The organism is Agrobacterium sp. SORGH_AS_0440 (assembly GCF_031453135.1).
Classification (GTDB): Bacteria; Pseudomonadota; Alphaproteobacteria; order Rhizobiales; family Rhizobiaceae; genus Agrobacterium; species Agrobacterium pusense.
Genome location: NZ_JAVIYR010000001.1, coordinates 1,203,935 through 1,221,330, shown reverse-complemented (window position 1 = coordinate 1,221,330; position 17,396 = coordinate 1,203,935). Strand labels below are relative to the sequence as shown.

Sequence of the window (17,396 nt, the reverse complement as noted above, 5' to 3'; positions counted from 1 at the left end):
CAATGACAACATTTGTCACCCGCGTTCAGACACGCATTCTTCTTGCCGCCGCCCTCACTGCAACGGCATTCACGGCCCCCGTCAACGCCCAAGAGGGCAATGGCACGTCCTTCATGGAGAATTTCGACCAGATGGACAGAAGCTTCTGGTACGTTTCTGACGGCTGGAACAATGGCGCGCACCAGAACTGCACCTGGTCGAAGAAGCTGGCAACGGTGGAGAACGGCCAGCTGACGCTGGGCTTCGAGGAAGCCAAGGCTGGCGACCGCAACTTCGCCTGCGGTGAAATCCAGACCAAGGGCCGTTATCGTTACGGCACCTATGAAGCGCGCATGAAGGCCGCCACCGGCCCTGGCCTGAACTCCGCCTTCTTCACCTATATCGGCCCGACCGACAAAAAACCGCACGACGAAATCGACTTTGAGGTTCTTGGCAAAAATACCGGTCAGGTGCAGCTCAACCAATATGTGTCCGCCAAGGGCGGCAATGAGAAGCTGGTGCCGGTGGAAGGCGGGGCCGATGCCGGCTTCAACGACTATGCCTTCGTCTGGGAACCGCAGCGCCTGCGTTATTACGTCAACGGCAAGCTCGTTCATGAGGTGACGGACGCGACGAAAATTCCGCAGAACGCCCAGAAGATTTTCTTCAGCCTGTGGGGCACCGATACGCTGAAGGACTGGATGGGCAAGTTTGCCTATGCCGGGCCATCGCAGATGGTCGTTGACCGCTTCGCCTTCACCGCGCTCGGCGATAAATGCCAGTTCCCGGAAAGCATCGCCTGCGCTCTGAATTGACCGATTTTTTTGAACCAAATCCTGTGCTGCGGCGTCTTTGACCCGCGAACCGACCGGAACCCTGCATGATCCATATTCTCTACCTCGCGCATGATCTGTCAGACCCCGCCATTCGTCGGCGGGTGCTGACGCTGCTTGCAGGTGGGGCGCGGGTCACGCTGGCCGGTTTCCGGCGCGGACAGAACCGGCTGGCGGAGATCGAAGGCGTCGTACCCGTCGTGCTCGGGGAAACCGCCGACGGGCAATTTCTGCAGCGCATGGCGGCAGTGGCGAAAGCCAGCCTTTCGCTCGGCAAAGTCTTGAACGGAATTCCGACACCCGACGTCGTTCTCGCCAGGAACCTCGAAATGCTGGCTCTGGCAAAGCGCGCCATGTCGATCTATTCCAGCCGCCCGGCGCTGGTTTACGAATGTCTCGATATTCACCGTCTGCTGCTCAACAAAGGCAAGCCCGGACAGATGCTGAATGCCGCGCAGCGTTATTTCGCACGCGACGCAAAGCTTCTGGTGACAAGTTCCCCGGCATTCGTGGAGCATTATTTCAAGCCCGTGTCGGGCCTCGACCTTCCTGTCCTGTTGCAGGAAAACAAGGTGCTGGCGCTCGACGACACCGTTGCCGCCACGCCAAGACCACGGGCGCCCGCGCCCGGCGAGCCATGGAAAATCGGCTGGTTCGGCGCGCTTCGCTGCCGCAAATCGCTTGAAATTCTCGCTGAGTTCGCTCGCCGCATGGAAGGCAGGGTCGAAATCATCCTGCGTGGCCGGCCGGCCTATTCGGAGTTTGCTGATTTCGATGGCTTCGTGGCGGCTGCTCCACATGTGCATTTCAACGGACCTTACAAAAACCCCGAGGACCTAGCCGCCATCTATAACGAGGTGCAATTTACCTGGGCGATCGACTTTTTCGAGGAAGGCCAGAATTCCAGCTGGCTGCTGCCCAACCGGCTGTACGAGGGCTGCCTTTACGGCACTCTGCCGATTGCACTTGCTGGCACGGAAACGGCTCGCTTCATTGAAAAACGCAATATCGGCTTTGTCCTGCAACAGGCGGGCGCTGACGATCTTGCCGCCCTCTTCAACCAGATGACCCCGCAAACCTATGCGGATGCCTTCCACGCCCTGTCGGCAACAGACAGGAAACAATGGCTGACCGACCGCGACGATTGCCGTCTGCTGGTGCAGCAATTGTCCTCACTCGCCAAATCCGCTTCCGGCCACGCCCGTGAAGCGCAGTTTTCACCCGTGTAGTGCGTAGGGGGCAAATTATGGAAGGTCCAGGTCATTCCGGCATCAGAACGCTGATCGTCATACCCTGCCTCAATGAGGCGAAGACGATCGAGGGGTTGCTTGTCAAATTCACCGGCGCAATGCAGGGGCGCCTGTTCCGCATCGTCGTCGCCGATGGCGGCAGCACGGATGGAACGCGCGATATCGTTGCCGCCTTTGCGGCAAAGGACGAACGCGTCACGCTTCTTGCCAATCCGAAGCGTATCCAGAGCGCCGGCATCAACCTTGCCGTCGCCACCTTCGGCGAGGATTTCGATTATCTCATCCGCATCGACGCCCATGGCGATTATCCCGATGATTATTGCCAGCGGCTGATCGAGGACGCTGAACGGACGGGTGCGGACTCCGTTGTCGTCGCGATGGATACGGTCGGCTACGGCCTGTTCCAGAAGGCGACTGCCATTGCCCAGAATTCCAAGCTCGGCAATGGCGGTTCCAAGCACCGCGAAGGCGCAAAAGGCCACTGGATCGATCACGGGCACCACGCGCTGATGCGGATTGCCGCTTTCGATGCGGTCGGCGGTTATGATGAGAGCTTCAGCCACAATGAGGATGCGGAGCTGGATTTCCGGCTGCGCAAATCTGGGTTCCGCATCTGGATGACCGACAAGACCCGCATGACCTATTATCCGCGCGCCAGCGTCATGCCGCTCTTCAAGCAATATCTCGCCTATGGCCGCGGCCGGGCGAAGAACCTGTTGAAACATCGCTCCATCCCGAAAATCCGCCAGATGATTCCGCTCGCCGTGCTGCCGGTCTTCATCTTCGCGCTGCTGTCGCTGGTGCATTGGGCAGCCCTTATTCCGCTCGGCCTCTGGATTGCCGCATGTGTGGGTTATGGCTTGTGGATGGCAATAGGTCAGAAAAATCCATACGGCCCGCTCGCCGCTTTTTCGGCAATGGTGATGCATCTGGCCTGGTCCACCGGCTTCTGGCTGGAACTCCTGAAATTCCGGGGAAGAAAGGCTGTCTCATGACCGACAACACCGTCACCGGCACACAATATCTCAAGACCGTCGATATCGGCATCTGCACCTACAGACGCCCGGCGCTTGTCGCCACACTTCTGTCACTCTTCGAGCTGGATGTGCCTGAAGGCGTGAAAGTTAGGCTGATTGTCGCCGATAATGACGAGGAGCCCAGCGCAAAGGCAAGCGTCGATCGCCTGCGCGAAACCGCCCCCTTCGAGATCACCTATGTGCATTGCCCGAAATCTAATATTTCGATTGCCCGCAATGCCTGCCTGTCGGAATGCAAGGCGGATTATCTCGCCTTTATCGACGACGACGAAACGGCGCCGCCACACTGGCTGGCCGCGCTTCTGGAAAAGGCCGACGAGACCGGTGCAGAAACCGTTCTTGGCCCCGTCACTGCGGTTTACCGGGACAACGCGCCGGGCTGGATGAAACGCGGAGATTTCCACTCGACCGTTCCGGTCTGGGTCAATGGCGAGATCATCACCGGTTATACCTGCAACACGCTGCTCAGGATGGAAGCGCCATCGGTAAAGGGCCGGCGCTTCGCGCTGGCGCTTGGCCAGAGCGGCGGCGAAGACACACATTTCTTCTCCCATCTCCACGCCGCCGGCGGCCGTATCGTCTTTGCGGAAGACGCTGTCTTGTCGGAGCCGGTTCCGGAAAATCGGGCAAGCTTTCTATGGCTTGCCAAGCGCCGGTTCCGTTCCGGCCAGACCCATGGACGGGTGCTGGCTGAAAAGAAACCCGGTGCGCGCCGCGTCGTTCAGGTGGTGAAAGCTGGTTCGAAAGTGCTTTATTGCGCTCTTTTTGCCGCCTTGAGCGGTTTCAATGTCGTACGCCGCAACCGTTATGCGTTGCGAGGCGCGCTGCATATGGGTTCGATGAGCGGCGCCTTCGGTGTGCGCGAAATCCGCCAATATGGTGCCGTGGAGGCGACCTGATGGAAAACCTCACCTCTCCGCCAGACATCAGCTTCGTCATCGCCGCCTATAATGCCGCCGATACGATTGAGGCCGCGGTTCAAAGCGCGCTCGATCAGCAGGGCGTGACGCTGGAAGTGATCGTCGTCGACGACCGGTCCGCCGACGATACCATTCCCTTCGTTGAAGCGATCGCCGCAATCGATCCGCGCGTGCGGCTGCTTGCGCTCGAAGAAAACCGCGGTCCGGGCGGCGCGCGCAACGCCGGCATCGAGGCCGCGACCGGCCGCTGGATCGCCGTGCTCGATTCCGACGATGTTATCCGCCCGGGACGCTCCGCCTGCATGATGTGTCGGGCAGAGGCCGCGGGTGCGGCAATCGCTGTCGATAATCTCGATGTCGTCTACACCGATGGGCGGCCGATGGAGACGATGTTTCCCGAAGAGTTTTTGGAGGAACGGCCTGTTCTCACGCTGGAGGACTTCATTTCCTCCAACATCCTGTTCCGCTCCACGTTTAACTTCGGCTACATGAAACCGATGTTCCGGCGCGATTTCCTTAATAACGAAGCACTGCGCTTCCGTGAGGATATCCGCATCGGCGAAGACTATATTCTTCTCGCCTCGGCGCTTGCCGCTGGCGGCCTCTGCGTCATCGAACCGAAGCCGGGTTACATCTACAATATCCGCGAAGGTTCGATCTCCCGCGTCCTCGAACTTCGTCACGTCGAAGCGATGATGCGAGCGGACGAAGAATTCCTGAGCCACTACACCTTGCTGCCGGCCGCCATGGACGCGCAGCAGGCGAGAGCCCGCAGCCTGCGGCTGGCGCATAATTTTTTGACATTGGTGGAGAACATCAAGCGCCGCTCGGTACTCGGCGCCTTGAAGACCACAATCCGAGATCCTGCCGTGCTGGGGCACCTGAGAATGCCGATTGCAGTGCGGCTGAGGAGGCTGCGGGACGCCGTGTTTGCGCCCGCAGCGAATACAGGGGTGAAAAGGCAGATTTTATAAAATTTGCGCGCGGACCATGTCTGCGCGGGGACCGGGGACAGATCAAACCTTGATGAAGGAGAACGCGATGGACCTGAAGAGAACTGTCAGAAAAGCCGTCATTCCGGTAGCCGGCAACGGCACGCGGTTTTTGCCCGCCACCAAGGCGATGCCAAAGGAAATGCTGACGATCGTTGACCGGCCGGTCGTTCAATATGCCGTGGATGAAGCCATGCAGGCCGGCATTGAGCACATTATTTTCGTCACGAGCCGCAACAAGACCGCCATCGAAGACTATTTCGACAGCGCACCTGAACTCATCAACACGCTGACCCGCTCCGGCAAGACCGTGCAGGTGCTGCAGCTGGAAAAGATGCTGCCGGTTGCCGGCACCGTCAGCTATACCCGCCAGCAGGTGCCGCTTGGCCTCGGCCATGCCGTCTGGTGTGCGCGTGAGCTGGTCGGCAAGGAGCCTTTTGCGCTGCTGCTGCCTGACATGGTCTCCTATGGCGCGCGCGGCTGCATTGCCGGACTGATGGAGCTTTACGATGAAGTCGGCGGCAATATTCTCGGTGTCGAGGAATGCCTGCCGGAAGAAGTTTCGTCCTATGGCGTCGTCGGCGTCGGCCAGAAGGTCAATCACGGCTTCGCCGTGACCGAAATGGTCGAAAAGCCGGAACCATCCAAGGCGCCTTCGAATTATTACCTGAATGGCCGTTATATTCTGCAGCCGGAAATCTTCGATATTCTCGCCAAGCAGGAGCGCGGCGCGGGCAACGAAATCCAGCTGACCGACGGCATGAAGCGGCTCGCCGAAAAGCAGGCCTTCCATGCGCAGAAATATAGCGGCCGCACCTTTGACTGTGGCAGCAAGCAGGGCTTCATCGCCGCCAACGTCGCCTTCTCGCTGCTGCGCGCCGACATGGAAGCGCAGGTTCTCGCTTCGGTGAAGGAACTGGTGGCAAACCACGAAAGCCGCGTGCAGGCGGCCTGACTTTCATCGCGCCGCCGGGGGAGGCGGCCGGCGCACCAATAACGGGAGGCGGGAAGGCGAGAGTTGCTCGGCTTCCCGCGTACCATTTTTAATTCACAAGGTAGGTCCATGCACCACAAGACCTTTAAATCCAATATCGGTTTTCCGGAATCCGGCAAGGATTCCGACACGTTCATCGACCTCGACCGCCTGTGGGCCGCCGTGGTGCGCCGTGCCAACGTCATTGCCGCCTCCGTCGTTGCCGCCGTAGTTTTGGCCGGACTTTACCTGGTGCTTGCGACCCCCGTTTATACGGCGATGACGCAGGTGCTGCTCGATGAAAGCCTCTCCCGTTATGCGGAAGAGGAATCGCCTGTGCCCGCTGCCCAGATCGTCGACAACCGCATTGCCAGCGCCGTGGAAATCCTCAAATCCAAGGAAATGGCGCTGACCGTGGTGGACAAGGCCAAGCTTGACGAGAACGACACCATCGTCAATCCGCCGATGTCGCCGGTCGAGCTCGTCAAATCCTCCGTGCGCGGTATCCTCGATCTCGTCCTGCCGGGCGATCCGCCGGTCTCCGAAGCCGCAATCCGCGCCGGACGCCGCGAAAAGGCCGCCGCCGTGCTGCAGCAGTCGCTGACTGTGGAGCGGGTCGGTCGCAGTTCCGTCATCGCAATCTCCACCCGTTCGACTGACCGCCAGCTGGCCGCACACATCGCCAAGACCTACGCGCAGGCCTATCTCACCGAGCAGCTGAACGCCAATTTCGACGCCAGCGAGCGGGCCTCTGTCTGGTTGCAGGAACGCCTGACCGACCTTAACCAGCGCGCCCAGGCGGCAGAGCTTGCGGTGCAGAAATTCAGGTCCGACAACAATATCGTGTCCTCGCGCGGCGAACTGATGTCGGAAGGCCAGCTTGCCGATCTCAATGGCCAGCTGATTGCGGCACAGGCGGATGCCGCGACGGCCTCCGCCCGTTACAATCAGTATAAATCCATCATCGACCGCGGTCCGGAAACGGCCGTCGACAACGCCGTCGTCTCGGCCCGTGACACCGACAATTCCGTTATTCAGGATCTGCGCAAGCGCTACATCACCATTTCCGACCGGCAGCGGGGCATTGTGCAGCAGTTCGGAGCAGACCATCCGCAGGCAGCCGCGCTTGACGCCGAGAAGAAAGAAGTGGCGCAGCAGATCTTCCAGGAACTGCAGCAGCTGACCGGCAGCTTCAAGAACGAATACGACGTCGCAAATTCGCGCGTACAGTCGTTGCGCGACAGTATCGACAAGGTGGCTGGCCGTAATTCGGAAGCCAACATCACCATGGTGCAGCTGCGCGAGCTCGAGCAGCGGGCGACGGCCCTGCGCACCCTCTACCAGTCCTATCTCGGACGCTTCGAAGAGGCTTCGCAGAAGCAGTCGCTGCCGATCGCCAAAGCCCGCATCATCTCCGAGGCCGGTCTTCCCACATCGCCTTCCAGCCCGAAAAAGACCATGACAATGGCGCTTTCGGTCGTACTGGGCCTGATGCTGGGTGGGGGCATTGCGGCACTTCTCGAATTCCGCGACCGCTTCTTCCACACCGGCAACGATGTGCGTGATAACCTGCGCATGCGCTTTCTCGGCTACCTTCCCTTCATCGGCGAAAGGGGTGTGGAAAACGCCAAGACCGGAAACAGCGCCGCAACCCCCGGCGGCGAGAATGCAACGCTTGAGGACAGCGGACAGGTTTCGTTCCAGAAAATGCTGCGCCTTGCCGTTGACAGTCCGCGCTCCAGTTTTGCGGAAACGCTGCGCAACGTGAAACTGACGGCGGATGTCGTTATTCAGGAGCGCCAGTGCCGGGTCATCGGCGTCATTTCCTGCCTGCCGAATGAGGGCAAATCGGTCGTTGCGCTCAACCTCGCGGGCCTGATCGCCTCCACCGGCAAGCGCACGCTTGTGGTGGATGCCGACATCCGCAATCCGGGTCTCAGCCGCATGCTGACCACGCGCCAATCCGCCGGTCTGGTGGAGGTCGTGCTTGACGAGGTGCCATGGACGCAGGCGGTGAAAGTGGACACGCGCACCAAGATGGGCATTCTGCCGGTTTCGACCAGCAACCAGTTCGCCCATTCAAGCGAATTGCTCTCCTCTTCCGGCATGCGCAAGTTTATCGACTCGGCTCGCGAGGCCTGCGACTACATCATCGTTGACCTTGCACCCGTTGTGCCCGTCATCGACGCCAAGGCCTTTGCGCCGCAGGTGGACGGCTTCGTCTTCGTCACCGAATGGGGCAAGACACCGATCCAGATGGTGCAGAACCTGATGGCCAACGAACCGCAGATCGCCAACAAGACGCTCGGCATCGTGCTCAACAAGACCGACATGACGGAACTGCAGCGTTATGCCGGACCTGGCGGTTCGGAGCATTACCACGAGTCGTTCTCGGCCTATTACGGCGATGCAAAGTCGCCGGTAAAAGAAGATGCGTAATGGTTGAGATTTAACAGGCCGGTTGCATCCACACTCCGTCACTCCGGCCCCCGAGCCGGGGTCCAGCCAGCCCAAGTCCTTGGGCTGAAAGAAGTCTTGGCGCCGCGCAGACGCGCGGCGGCTGGATACCGGATCTAGTCCGGCATGACGGAAGAATCGCAAATTCCCCCATTCCACCCATGGCATTACCCGCCGAAATTGCGCATTGATGCCGTCACGCAAAAATCGCAAGCAGGACCAATGCCATGTCTTCACCAATCGCCTTTGTTTCACGGATGAATGCAGAGACGGAGGCCGTTTGGAAACAGGCGTTGCGCGCCGCCATGCCGGAGGAGGAGATCCTCTCCTTTTCCGAATTGACGGACGAGCAGCGGCGGGCAGTGGAATTTGCCATTGTCGCCAATCCCGATCCGGCCGATATCGCCGCTCTTCCGGGCCTCTCATGGATCCACAGCCTGTGGGCGGGCGTGGAGCGGCTGGTGCTGGAACTGGGCAGCAAGGCTCCCCCCATCGTTCGGCTGAGGGACCCGGAACTTTCCCGCGTCATGGCCGAAGCGGTGCTGGCATGGACCTATTATCTGCAGCGTGACATGCCCGCCTATCGCGAAAATCAGCGAAAGGCGCTCTGGCAGGAACTGGATTACCGCCACCCCGGCGAGATGACCATCGGTCTCCTGGGGCTCGGAGCACTCGGCGCGGCCGCGGCGGAGCGTCTTATCCATGCCGGCTTCAACGTCGCAGGATGGAGCCGTTCGGCCAAGATAATCGAAGGCGTGGAAACGTTGACCGGCGATGCAGGGCTGCAGGCATTGCTGGAAAAAAGCGACATTCTCATCTGCCTTGTGCCGCTTACCGATGCGACGCGCGGTCTTCTCGATGCCCGCCGTCTCGCCGCAATGAAACAGGGCGCGGCAGTCATCAATTTCGCCCGCGGCGCCGTCATCGTCGCCGATGCGTTGATCGCGGCGCTCGATTCCGGCAAGCTCTCGCATGCCGTACTCGATGTCTTCGAACACGAGCCACTCCCTGCGGCTTCGCCATTTTGGCAGCACCCCAAAGTTACCGTCCTGCCGCATATTTCCGCGCCGACAAGCCGGGAGAGTTCGGCGCGGATCGTGGCCGGCAACGTCCGCACATGGCGGGAAACAGGCAAGCTGCCGGAAACCGTCGACATGGACCGCGGTTACTGAACCAGCATCAAGGCGGCCTATTCGGCCGCCACCGGCCTGGCCGTATGGGCCTTTTCAACGGCGGCAATGATCTGCTGTTCATCGTAGGGCTTGGTGAGCAGGACTGCGCTTTCCGGCGCCCCCTCCGGCAGATGGCTGTCGCCCGTCGCAAAGACGATGGCAAGACCCGGCCTGCGGCGCAGGGCCTCCACCGCCAGTTCACCGCCCTTCATGTCCGGCAGGCCGATATCTGTAACGAGAACGTCGATCTGCTCCGATTCGATAACCTTCAGCGCCTGCGCCGCGTTGCCAGCCTCAACAACGGCAAAGCCGCTCTCCGAAAGCATCTCCATGGAATTCATCCGGATCAGCTCGTCATCCTCGACCAGAAGAACCTGGATTGACCGCTCCCGGTTGTCGACCGCCATGGCGGGTTCGGGGATTTTTGAAGAACCAGGCCGCGCCCTCGACAGCGAAACCTGCTTGCGGTTGGCTATGACGTGGCGGATGCGCCGCGCCAGCGCTTCACGCGTATAGGGTTTGGATAGCAGTTCCACACCTGCATCCAGCTTGCCGCCATGCACGATGGAGTTTTCGGTGTAACCCGAGGTGAAAAGAACGGCGAGATTGGGCAACCGCTCCTGTGCGCGACGCGCCATTTCCCGGCTTTTCAAGGGGCCTGGCATCACCACGTCGGTGAAGATGACATCGATCGGAATGCCGCTTTCCACCACCGTCAAACCCGCCTGTGCGTCGCGTGCGGTCAGCACCCTGTAACCGAGATCGCTCAGAGTTTCGACGACCGTACCGCGCACTTCTTCATCGTCCTCAACCACGAGGATCGTCTCCGTCCCACCTTCGACAGGGCCGTTATGCACCACGACCTCCCTGTCCTCATCGGCTGCGGAACGCGGCAGATACATTTTCACCGTGGTGCCCTGCCCCACCTCGCTATAGATGTTCACATGCCCGCTGGACTGTTTGGCGAAACCATAGACCATGGAAAGGCCAAGGCCCGTGCCCTTGCCCTCGGGCTTGGTCGAGAAAAACGGTTCGAAGACCTTTTCGAGTATCTCCGGCGACATGCCCGAACCCGTATCGGTGACCGCGAGCATCACATATTGCCCGGCCGTGACCTCGGAATGTTTGCGGGCGTAATCGCGGTCGAGAACCGCATTGGCTACCTCGATGGTGAGCTTTCCGTGCCCTTCCATGGCATCGCGCGCGTTGATCGCGAGATTGAGAAGCGCGTTTTCCACCTGATTGGGGTCGGCATAGGTGTTCCAGAGGCCGCCTGACGTGATGACCTCCACCTCGATCGCCTCACCAAGCGAGCGGCGAAGCAGGTCATCCATGCCGGTTACGAAACGGGCAATATTGATGACCCGCGGCTCCAGCGCCTGACGGCGGCCGAAGGCCAGAAGCTGGCTCGCGAGCTTCGCGCCACGTTGGACGCCCGCGAGCGCATTCTCCAGCCGGCGCTCCGCACGTTCATTGCCGATCACATCTTTCGACAGCAATTGCAGATTGCCGGCGATCACCTGCAGTAGATTGTTGAAATCATGCGCCACGCCACCGGTCAGCTGACCGATGGATTCCATTTTCTGCGCCTGCTGAAGGGCCTTTTCGGTCTGACGGCGCTCCGCCATTTCAGCTTCGACCCGGGCTTCCAACCCCTCATTCAGTTGCCGGAGCTGCTCTTCCGCCCGAATGCGATGGCGAATTTCACGCTCAAGGTTGCTCGCATGTTCCTTGAGGGTGTCTTCGGCACACCGCTGCTCGGTGATATCGGTGTGAACGCCGACCCATTCGGCAATAGCACCTGACTTGTCGAAAATCGGCACGCCGCGGATCGCGAAAGTACGATAGACACCGTCATGTCTGCGCACGCGATGTTCCCAGATATAGGTCGATTTTTCCGCGACCGCCTTGTTCCAGCTATCGACTGAACCCTGCCTGTCTTCCGGATGAACGGCGTCCGCCCAGCCAAAGCCCTGATATTCTTCGGGCGTCTGGCCCGTCAACGCCGCCCATGCCGGCTGCTCACCCAGCATCCTGCCTTCGGCACTGTTGGTCCACAGCACACCGTGCACGGCCTCCACCGCCGCGCGGAAACGGTTGTTGCTGATGAGGATTTCCTGCTCCGAGCGCTTCCGCTCTTCGATATCGATGATCAGGACATAGATGCCGTCGACGGAGCCATCGGCAATGTAGCGCGGAACATACCGGATTTCAGCGGCGCGCTTGGTGCCATCCGGTCTGCTGATGACGGTATCCGAAACGATCTTCTCACCGGCCAGCGCCCGGTCGAGATAGGCCTTGCGCGCATCGAAAAATGCCTCGCCGACAATCTCGGGAACGCTGCGGCCGATGACGTCTTCACCACTTCGGCCGAACCATTCGAGATAACCGTCATTGGCAAATTTATAGATGTAATCGCGATCGACATATCCGACCAGAATGGGCAAGGCGTTGGTGAGCCGGCTCAATTCCTTGCGGCTCTGCTCCATAGCCTCAACGGCTTTCACCTTGTCGGTATTTTCGAGCACGGTGCACAATACGCCATCAACCGTGCCACCTTCATTATAGATCGGCGTGTAAAACAGGTCGAAGATCACCTCTTCCGGTATGCCATGTCGCATCAGCGTCATTGGCTGGTCGCGATATGCCAACACTTCACCGCGAAAACCGGCTTCGAGAATGCGGCTGTTCCAGTCCCAGATTTCCGGCCAGATGCCGGGCACCGTGCCGCCCAGCGCCTGCGGATGGTAATTACCGGCGATCTCCGCATAACCGTCATTGTATATCATCACATGATCGCGGCCCCACATCAGCACCTGCGGAATAGGTGAATTGACGACGGAATTGGCTTTTTGCCTCAGATTTTGCGGCCAGTCGCAAATCGAACCAAGCGATGTCTTCGACCAGTCGAAGCGGCGCACAAGCTCACCCGTTTCACCGCCGCCGATGGGCCATACCGGGGCAGCACGAAGATTGGTCATTCAAAATCACCACAAAAATCGAGAAGAAATCTCCCGTAATACAGAACGGGATAAAAGTCCAAGAGAACAGAAACTTCGCCTGATTGTTCCCAGACTTTTCAAAAAAATGAAAAAGTTCCCTCGCTTGTGAAATATCATTGATGTGCCGCTAAACAACTATATGTTTCAATATCTTAATTCCGAAATTTTCGCTAATATGGCCCTGCGATCGCGACTTCGTCCGGCGAATGGCATCCTCAATACGCCAGAAATTGCCGCAAACGGGATGGCGACAAAAGATTTATTAAGCCTCAATAAGGGTGCTGGCGGTCGCGGTGCCGTCAGCGCCCGGGTCATCGCCACACCGCGACCAGAGGGAACAACAATGAAAATACTTTTGGGTGCCACAATTCTTTCCGCCGGCTTCGCCTTTTCAGGCAGCGCAGCCTATGCCGCCGACTGTGGAAACGTAACAATCGCCAGCATGAACTGGCAATCCGCTGAAGTTGCCGCCAACCTGGACAAATTCATTCTCGAAAAAGGCTATGGCTGCTCCGCCGAAATCGTTACCGGCGATACGGTGCCGACACTGACCTCCATGGCCGAAAAAGGCCAGCCGGATATCGCACCTGAGGCCTGGGTCAGCCTGCAGCCGGAAATCGTCAAGCAGGGTCTGGAAGGCGGCAAAGTGGTCGCGGCCGCAAAAATCCTTTCCGATGGCGCTGTTCAGGGCTGGTGGATTCCGAAATACGTCGCTGACGCCAACCCCGATCTCAAAACAATTCCTGATCTTTTCAAGCATCCCGAGCTCTTCCCATCGCCTGAAGACAAGTCCAAGGGTGCTGTGTTCAACGGCCCGCAGGGCTGGGGCGGCACAGTCGTCACCGCGCAGCTGTTCAAGGCGTTTGGCGGCGAGAAGGCCGGCTTCACCCTCGTGGACACCGGCTCTGCCGCAGGTCTCGACGGCTCCATCGCCAAGGCCTATGAAGCCAAGCAGCCCTGGGTCGGCTATTACTGGGCGCCCACCTCCCTGCTCGGCAAATACGAAATGGTGAAACTTGGATTCGGCACTGAGTACGACGCGGCCGAATGGAAACGCTGCACATCCGTTGCCGATTGCGCCGATCCGAAGCCGAACGCCTGGCCGATCGATGACGTACAGACGCTGGTCAGCAAATCCTTTGCCGATCGTGCCGGTCCGGCAATGGATTATCTCAACAAGCGCGCCTGGACCAACGCCACCGTCAACAAGCTGATCGCCTGGATGACGGATAATCAGGCCACCGGTGAAGACGGCGCCAAGCAGTTCCTGAAGGAAAACGAAGCCCTGTGGAAGGGCTGGGTCTCGCCCGAGGTCGCGGAAAAGGTCAAGGCCGCCCTTTAAAAAGCGCGTCCTGACATATCTGCCCGGCAACCGGCGTCTCCCGCGGCGACGCCGAACCGCATCGGCTACCCGGCTTTGGCTGATAACGATGCGCCGGTTCAACAGAGCGTTCCGCCCATGCGTCCAGTTGGCCGCGCGGCGCTCTGGCGATTTTACTCCCGGAGTGCGGAGGACATCGATCCCCGCCTCCGGTTCGTCATGGAGAACAGGATATGGAATGGCTTTTCAAATTTCCGACCATGAATGACGATGCTCTGCGCGCGCTGAAAAAAGTCATCGACGAGGGGTTCCGGGCCTTTACCCGAACCTATGGCGGCGCAATCGAGGGGTTGTTCACCCCACTCCAGAGCTTCCTCATCGGGGCGGAAAGGCTTTTGATCGGCGCGCCCTGGCCGGTCGTTATTCTTATTGTCGGCGCTCTTGCCTGGTTCGGCAGCCGCAGCGCCACCATTGTTTCGCTCTGTTGCGGCATTCTCTTCGCCATCGGCTGGTTCGGCATGTGGGAAGACACGATGAAGACCGTTTCGATGATCTTCGTCTGCGCCGTGCTGTCCATCATCGTCGGCCTGCCCATCGGCATCGCCATGGCGCGCTCAAACCGCCTTCAGAACGTAATAAACCCCGTTCTCGATGTGATGCAGACGATGCCGAGTTTCGTCTATCTTATTCCGGTCGTCATGCTGCTCGGCATCGGCCGTGTGCCAGGTGTCATCGCCGTCGTCATCTATGCCATTCCGCCGATGATCCGGCTCACCAATCTCGGCATCCGCATGGTCGACCGTGACGTTCTGGAGGCGGCCGATGCCTTCGGCTCCTCCAAACGCCAGAAACTTTTTAAAGTTCAGCTGCCGCTCGCGCTGCCCACCATCATGGCTGGCATAAACCAGACCATCATGATGGCGCTCGCCATGGTCGTCATCGCCTCCATGATCGGCGTCCAGGGTCTTGGTCAGCCAGTGCTGAAAGCCATCGCCAACCAATATTTCACCCTCGGCGTCTTCAACGGGCTTGCCATCGTCGGCATCGCCATCATTTTCGACCGCATCAGCCAGGCCTATGGCCTTCGCCTGCAAAAACACCGGGAAGTGGCGCATGGCTAGTCAATCGATCGAAATTCGCAGTCTTTACAAGATTTTCGGCTCCAAAGCGGGGGATCATGTCGAAGCCGTCAAAGCCGGCATGTCCAAATCGGAACTCAACGCCAAGCACGGTCATGTGCTCGGCCTGCGTGACATCAACATCACCATGCCGGGCGGGCAGATCACCGTTATCATGGGCCTTTCCGGCTCCGGCAAATCCACGCTGATCCGCCATGTCAACCGGCTGATCGACCCGACCGCCGGCGAAATCCTCTATGGCGGCACAGACGTCTGCAGCCTCAACGAAGCGGATCTTCTGGAATTCCGCCGCCACAAGACGGCGATGGTGTTCCAGAAATTCGGTCTCCTGCCCCACCGCAACGTGCTGCAAAATGTCGTCTACGGCCTTGAGGTGCAGGGCGTCGACAAGCGCGAGCGCGAAGAAAGGGCAGAGGTCTGGATCAGGCGGGTCGGCCTGGAGGGCTTCTCCAACCATTACCCCAACCAGCTCTCCGGCGGCATGCAGCAACGTGTGGGTCTCGCCCGGGCGCTCACCAACAATGCCGAAATCCTGCTCATGGACGAGGCCTATTCGGCCCTCGATCCGCTCATCCGCGTCGACATGCAGACGGTGCTGCTGGAACTTCAAAAGGAGCTGAAGAAGACCGTGGTCTTCATCACCCACGATCTCGACGAAGCGCTGCGGCTGGGTGACAAGATCGCCATTCTGCGCGATGGTGAAATCATCCAGCAGGGAACGGCCGCCGAAATCGTCATGTCGCCGGCGGATAGTTATATCGAGGCCTTCGTGGAAGAGGTCAATCGCGGCCGCGTCATTCGCCTTGGTGCCGTGGTGCAGCCGGAATTTGCCGGCCAGTCCCGCCTTCAGCTCGATGCGGATATGACGGTTGAAGAGGGCCTGCGCGCGCTGGTCCGGGAAAATGTCAGCAGCGCCACGGTCGTCGGAGAAAACGGCAAGGCGCTTGGTGCAATCACCACCGATGCCATCATGCGCTGCCTCGTCCGAACCGCACATGGTGAGGAAGCAGGCATGGCTGAACGTTTGTCAGGCTGAGCCTTCGAGCCACGCGGCCATGCCCTTTGCGGCCGCCTTGCCGGTGGCGAAACAGGCGGTCAGGAGATAACCGCCGGTGGGCGCTTCCCAATCCAGCATTTCCCCGGCAGCAAATATGCCGGGGAGCTTTTCCAGCATGTAGTTTTCATCAAGGCCGCTCCACGCGATACCGCCGGCGGACGAAATTGCCTCGGCAATCGGCCTCGTCCGCAAAAGCGGAATCTCCGCATGTTTTATTCTCGCGGCGACGAATTCATCCGGCATGCCCGCGATATCGGGAAATATTTCCCGCAGAAGCCCGACCTTCACGGCCGATAAGCCGGCCGCCTTGCGCATGCGGTTTACAAAGCTCTCTTTCCGTCCGAGTTTCGCCAGATCGCCGCTGAGGCGTTCCACCGTACGTCCCGGCGCAAGATCGATTGCGAGCGACGCTTTGCCCGCCTCGTCCAGCCGGTCGCGCAGCGCGGCGGAATGGGCGTAGATCACGCTGCCCTCAATACCATGCTTCGTGATGACGAATTCGCCCTGAAAGGCTCCGGCTGGCGAAATGGTGATGGTGGATTTCACCGCTTCCCCCGCAAAACGCGAGCGGAAGACATCGCTCCAGTCAACGTCGAAACCGCAATTGGCGGGGCGGAACGGGGAAAGCGCCACGCCTCTCTCCGCCAGCGCCGGAACCCATACGGCGTCCGAACCGAGACGCGGCCAGCTTGCGCCACCGAGCGCCAGAAGAACGGCATCGGCCTTGATGATGATCTCGCCCTCCGGTGTCGCGAAAACCAGGTGCTCGCCGGAAAAACCCGTCCAGCGATGCCGCGTCCTGATGGTGACACCCTGCGCCTCCAGCCGGGCGAGCCATGCCCGGAGCAACGGCGAAGCCTTCATGACGGTGGGAAACACCCGGCCCGAAGTGCCGGCGAAAGTTTCCTGCCCCAGCCCCTGCGCCCAGTCGCGCAGCATATCCGGCGTGAAATCATCGAGAGCGGCGCGCAGCCTCGGTTCCGCATCGCCGAACCGGTGGCGGAAACTGTCGTAGTCTTCGGCGTGGGTGATGTTGAGACCGGATTTTCCGGCCATCAGCAATTTGCGCGCCACGGTCGGCATCGCCTCGAACACCGTCACGGCATGGCCTGCAGCCGAGAGCATCTCTGCCGCCATCAGCCCCGCCGGTCCGCCGCCGATAATTGCGACCTGCCTCGCCTCGCCCAAAACCCTCTCCATTGCCATCTTCACCGTTGAAAGCCTTATAGCGATTTCCGCAGGCGAATATATGCGATATTGAAGC

General features: G+C 59.8%; 13 protein-coding genes. 11 read left to right on the top strand and 2 right to left on the bottom strand.

The window, feature by feature from the left end:
• Window positions 1-2 precede the first annotated feature (2 nt).
• The 8 genes from QE453_RS05610 to QE453_RS05575 all read left to right on the top strand — a co-directional run bounded on the left by QE453_RS05610 (window position 3) and on the right by QE453_RS05575 (window position 9,613).
• Window positions 3-794 carry a glycoside hydrolase family 16 protein gene (locus QE453_RS05610; RefSeq protein ID WP_004437693.1) on the top strand — a complete coding sequence of 264 codons (792 nt, stop codon included), beginning with the start codon at window positions 3-5 and terminating at the stop codon, window positions 792-794.
• Between the two features lie 65 nt (window positions 795-859).
• Window positions 860-2,041: a glycosyl transferase family 1 gene (locus QE453_RS05605; protein WP_279873942.1), complete on the top strand. Its 1,182-nt coding sequence runs from the start codon at window positions 860-862 to the stop codon at window positions 2,039-2,041.
• Window positions 2,042-2,058: 17 nt separating this feature from the next.
• On the top strand, window positions 2,059-3,057 hold the full coding sequence (locus tag QE453_RS05600) for a glycosyltransferase family 2 protein (protein WP_100911351.1): 999 nt from the start codon (window positions 2,059-2,061) through the stop codon (window positions 3,055-3,057).
• Complete coding sequence (locus QE453_RS05595) at window positions 3,054-3,998, top strand: glycosyltransferase family 2 protein (RefSeq protein WP_279873941.1); 945 nt, start codon at window positions 3,054-3,056, stop codon at window positions 3,996-3,998. The genes QE453_RS05600 and QE453_RS05595 overlap by 4 nt, the downstream gene beginning before the upstream one ends.
• On the top strand, window positions 3,998-4,993 hold the full coding sequence (locus QE453_RS05590) for a glycosyltransferase family 2 protein (protein ID WP_279873940.1): 996 nt from the start codon (window positions 3,998-4,000) through the stop codon (window positions 4,991-4,993). Before QE453_RS05595 ends, QE453_RS05590 begins: the two co-directional genes overlap by 1 nt.
• Window positions 4,994-5,060: 67 nt before the next feature.
• A complete protein-coding gene (locus tag QE453_RS05585) occupies window positions 5,061-5,966 on the top strand; it encodes a UTP--glucose-1-phosphate uridylyltransferase (RefSeq protein ID WP_112637327.1) in 906 nt (301 codons plus the stop codon).
• 108 nt (window positions 5,967-6,074) lie between these two features.
• On the top strand, window positions 6,075-8,423 hold the full coding sequence (locus tag QE453_RS05580; protein WP_279873939.1) for a polysaccharide biosynthesis tyrosine autokinase: 2,349 nt from the start codon (window positions 6,075-6,077) through the stop codon (window positions 8,421-8,423).
• 245 nt (window positions 8,424-8,668) lie between these two features.
• Window positions 8,669-9,613, top strand: coding sequence for a glyoxylate/hydroxypyruvate reductase A (locus QE453_RS05575; protein WP_279873938.1), 945 nt, complete (start codon window positions 8,669-8,671; stop codon window positions 9,611-9,613).
• A gap of 17 nt (window positions 9,614-9,630) precedes the next feature.
• Here the strand turns inward: QE453_RS05575 and QE453_RS05570 are convergent, their stop codons facing one another.
• Window positions 9,631-12,594: a PAS domain-containing protein gene (locus QE453_RS05570; RefSeq protein ID WP_006698117.1), complete on the bottom strand. Its 2,964-nt coding sequence runs from the start codon at window positions 12,592-12,594 to the stop codon at window positions 9,631-9,633.
• A 364-nt stretch (window positions 12,595-12,958) separates the two neighbouring features.
• On the opposite strand from QE453_RS05570, the gene QE453_RS05565 reads away from it, so the two are divergent.
• From QE453_RS05565 to QE453_RS05555, 3 genes are all read left to right on the top strand, one after another.
• Window positions 12,959-13,957: an ABC transporter substrate-binding protein gene (locus tag QE453_RS05565; protein ID WP_022563423.1), complete on the top strand. Its 999-nt coding sequence runs from the start codon at window positions 12,959-12,961 to the stop codon at window positions 13,955-13,957.
• Between the two features lie 212 nt (window positions 13,958-14,169).
• Window positions 14,170-15,057, top strand: a complete 888-nt coding sequence (locus QE453_RS05560) for a proline/glycine betaine ABC transporter permease (RefSeq protein ID WP_004437662.1) — start codon at window positions 14,170-14,172, stop codon at window positions 15,055-15,057.
• Window positions 15,050-16,111 carry a glycine betaine/L-proline ABC transporter ATP-binding protein gene (locus tag QE453_RS05555; RefSeq protein ID WP_004437660.1) on the top strand — a complete coding sequence of 354 codons (1,062 nt, stop codon included), beginning with the start codon at window positions 15,050-15,052 and terminating at the stop codon, window positions 16,109-16,111. The genes QE453_RS05560 and QE453_RS05555 overlap by 8 nt, the downstream gene beginning before the upstream one ends.
• On the opposite strand, the gene QE453_RS05550 is transcribed toward QE453_RS05555, so the two are convergent.
• A complete protein-coding gene (locus QE453_RS05550) occupies window positions 16,103-17,332 on the bottom strand; it encodes a TIGR03862 family flavoprotein (protein ID WP_044459478.1) in 1,230 nt (409 codons plus the stop codon). The two genes, QE453_RS05555 and QE453_RS05550, sit on opposite strands and share 9 nt — an antisense overlap.
• Window positions 17,333-17,396: the final 64 nt, after the last annotated feature.

Bases quoted from the DNA above. Each gene is read 5' to 3' on its own strand.
- QE453_RS05610 (WP_004437693.1), top strand. From the start codon at position 3: ATGACAACATTTGTCACCCGCGTTCAGACACGCATTCTTCTTGCCGCC.
- QE453_RS05605 (WP_279873942.1), top strand. From the start codon at position 860: ATGATCCATATTCTCTACCTCGCGCATGATCTGTCAGACCCCGCCATT.
- QE453_RS05600 (WP_100911351.1), top strand. From the start codon at position 2,059: ATGGAAGGTCCAGGTCATTCCGGCATCAGAACGCTGATCGTCATACCC.
- QE453_RS05595 (WP_279873941.1), top strand. From the start codon at position 3,054: ATGACCGACAACACCGTCACCGGCACACAATATCTCAAGACCGTCGAT.
- QE453_RS05590 (WP_279873940.1), top strand. From the start codon at position 3,998: ATGGAAAACCTCACCTCTCCGCCAGACATCAGCTTCGTCATCGCCGCC.
- QE453_RS05585 (WP_112637327.1), top strand. From the start codon at position 5,061: ATGGACCTGAAGAGAACTGTCAGAAAAGCCGTCATTCCGGTAGCCGGC.
- QE453_RS05580 (WP_279873939.1), top strand. From the start codon at position 6,075: ATGCACCACAAGACCTTTAAATCCAATATCGGTTTTCCGGAATCCGGC.
- QE453_RS05575 (WP_279873938.1), top strand. From the start codon at position 8,669: ATGTCTTCACCAATCGCCTTTGTTTCACGGATGAATGCAGAGACGGAG.
- QE453_RS05570 (WP_006698117.1), bottom strand. From the start codon at position 12,594: ATGACCAATCTTCGTGCTGCCCCGGTATGGCCCATCGGCGGCGGTGAA.
- QE453_RS05565 (WP_022563423.1), top strand. From the start codon at position 12,959: ATGAAAATACTTTTGGGTGCCACAATTCTTTCCGCCGGCTTCGCCTTT.
- QE453_RS05560 (WP_004437662.1), top strand. From the start codon at position 14,170: ATGGAATGGCTTTTCAAATTTCCGACCATGAATGACGATGCTCTGCGC.
- QE453_RS05555 (WP_004437660.1), top strand. From the start codon at position 15,050: ATGGCTAGTCAATCGATCGAAATTCGCAGTCTTTACAAGATTTTCGGC.
- QE453_RS05550 (WP_044459478.1), bottom strand. From the start codon at position 17,332: ATGGAGAGGGTTTTGGGCGAGGCGAGGCAGGTCGCAATTATCGGCGGC.